We start from the raw sequence: 1,433 nt of genomic DNA on the forward strand, positions 1-1,433 counted from the left end.
AGGCTGATACCGCCCAAGAGTTCATATCGACGGCGGTGTTTGGCACCTCGATGTCGGCTCATCTCATCCTGGGGCTGTAGCCGGTCCCAAGGGTATGGCTGTTCGCCATTTAAAGAGGTACGTGAGCTGGGTTTAAAACGTCGTGAGACAGTTTGGTCCCTATCTTCCGTGGGCGCTGCAGATTTGAGGAAGCCTGCTCCTAGTACGAGAGGACCGGAGTGGACACACCTCTGGTGTATCGGTTGTCACGCCAGTGGCATTGCCGAGTAGCTAAGTGTGGAAGAGATAACCGCTGAAAGCATCTAAGCGGGAAACTCGTTTCAAGATGAGATCTGCCGGGGCCTTGAGCCCCCTAAAGAGTCGTTCAAGACCAGGACGTTGATAGGTCAGGTGTGGAAGCGCAGTAATGCGTTCAGCTAACTGATACTAATTGCCCGTGCGGCTTGACCCTATAACTTTGACGACACCGTCAAGGTTGTTATGCCAAGTGACGCAATCAAAAATTACATGCTGATTTAGCTCTGTGAATTCGTTGTCTTGACCCAGTCAAGGCAGCAACAAGTTATGCCTGATGACCATAGCAAGTTGGTACCACTCCTTCCCATCCCGAACAGGACAGTGAAACGACTTTGCGCCGATGATAGTGCGGGTTCCCGTGTGAAAGTAGGTCATCGTCAGGCTCTTACAGCCCAAACCGCCCTTCTGCTCTAACGAGTAGAAGGGCGTTTTGCTTTGCGGCGGCGCATCCCGTCAGAGGAGTGATCGCCCATGCTGCGTCGCTAAGGCGCTCCTAGATGGCGCCGCCCCCTGTGATGCCCAGAACATCTCTCGGGCCGCTGCGCCAGCTCATCATCAGCCGGCCGCGCTATCGCGACAAGGCCAGCTCTACGACGCCGCCAGGCCCACGTCATCGCCGGGTACAAAACACCTCCTAGCCATGCTGGATGACTGCCGAACAACAGGTCCATGTTGTTTGCGAGCTCGCTGCTAGTGGTTTCAGACTGCGCGGCAGTCTTGGCCTCGAAGTGATGTACCCCGCCGACGTAATCCTCAAAGCTGATCGATCAGCAGAATGCTGCTGGTGAGCGCGTTGACCGGCACCAAGGGTTTGATGCATGGACGCAGGGCGATGCATGCCCTTCCGACATTGGCGAGTTGGACTTCACTTCCCCAATTCATGCAGATCGGATAGTATTGACGTTAACGTAAACGTCAATTTGAGCCCTACGAGATTGCCTGCTTTCCCGTATCTCATCAATTTCCCGGGCTGCTGTTCCATGTCCATCACCTACACCATTGGAGATCTGGCGAAGGAGTTCGATCTCACGACGCGGGCCATGCGCTTCTATGAGGACATGGGCCTGCTGCAGCCGGAGCGCACCGGACCGGGAGGGGGCAACCGCGTGGATACCGCGCGGGACCGCACGCGTCTG

At 55.9% G+C, this 1,433-nt stretch carries 1 protein-coding gene and 2 rRNA genes; all 3 read left to right on the plus strand.

Annotated elements, in window-relative coordinates:
• Nucleotides 1-451 (plus strand): 23S ribosomal RNA (locus LPZ50_RS24785); the annotation flags it as partial.
• A 116-nt stretch (nucleotides 452-567) separates the two neighbouring features.
• A 5S ribosomal RNA gene (gene rrf, locus LPZ50_RS24790) occupies nucleotides 568-680 on the plus strand.
• Nucleotides 681-1,277: 597 nt separating this feature from the next.
• Nucleotides 1,278-1,433: MerR family DNA-binding transcriptional regulator (locus LPZ50_RS24795; protein WP_230665485.1), on the plus strand; the 156-nt coding region annotated here is incomplete at its 3' end.

This window comes from Bordetella petrii (assembly GCF_020991325.1).
Taxonomy (GTDB): domain Bacteria; phylum Pseudomonadota; class Gammaproteobacteria; order Burkholderiales; family Burkholderiaceae_B; genus Bordetella_A; species Bordetella_A petrii_E.